The sequence below is a fragment of the Paraburkholderia sp. SIMBA_030 genome (assembly GCF_046535245.1).
Classification (GTDB): Bacteria; Pseudomonadota; Gammaproteobacteria; order Burkholderiales; family Burkholderiaceae; genus Paraburkholderia.
The window spans coordinates 1-252 of record NZ_JAWRXB010001157.1; the positions used below are offsets into that span (position 1 = coordinate 1).

The following is a 252-nucleotide window of genomic DNA, read 5'->3' on the forward strand; positions in this document are numbered from 1 at the left end:
GGTGGCATTCCGGAGGTGGTCCAGCACGGAGAAACCGGCTTGCTGGTCCAACTGGAGCAGGTGACGGACGGAACGGGGACACCGCTCGATCCGGAAAAGTTCGTCAGTGATTTCGCCGCTGCGTTGAACGAGGTGGTGGCAGATCCGGCCCGCGCCCGCCAGATGGGCGTCGCAGGCCGACGTCGGGCCGAAGAACACTTTTCTTGGGAGTCCATTACCGAGGCGACGCTCGAGGTCTACCGTTCAGTCTTG

1 pseudogene is annotated in these 252 nt (G+C 63.1%); it reads left to right on the forward strand.

Annotated elements, in window-relative coordinates:
• Window positions 1-39 precede the first annotated feature (39 nt).
• Window positions 40-252, forward strand: a pseudogene (locus SB772_RS43660) (glycogen synthase); the annotation flags it as partial.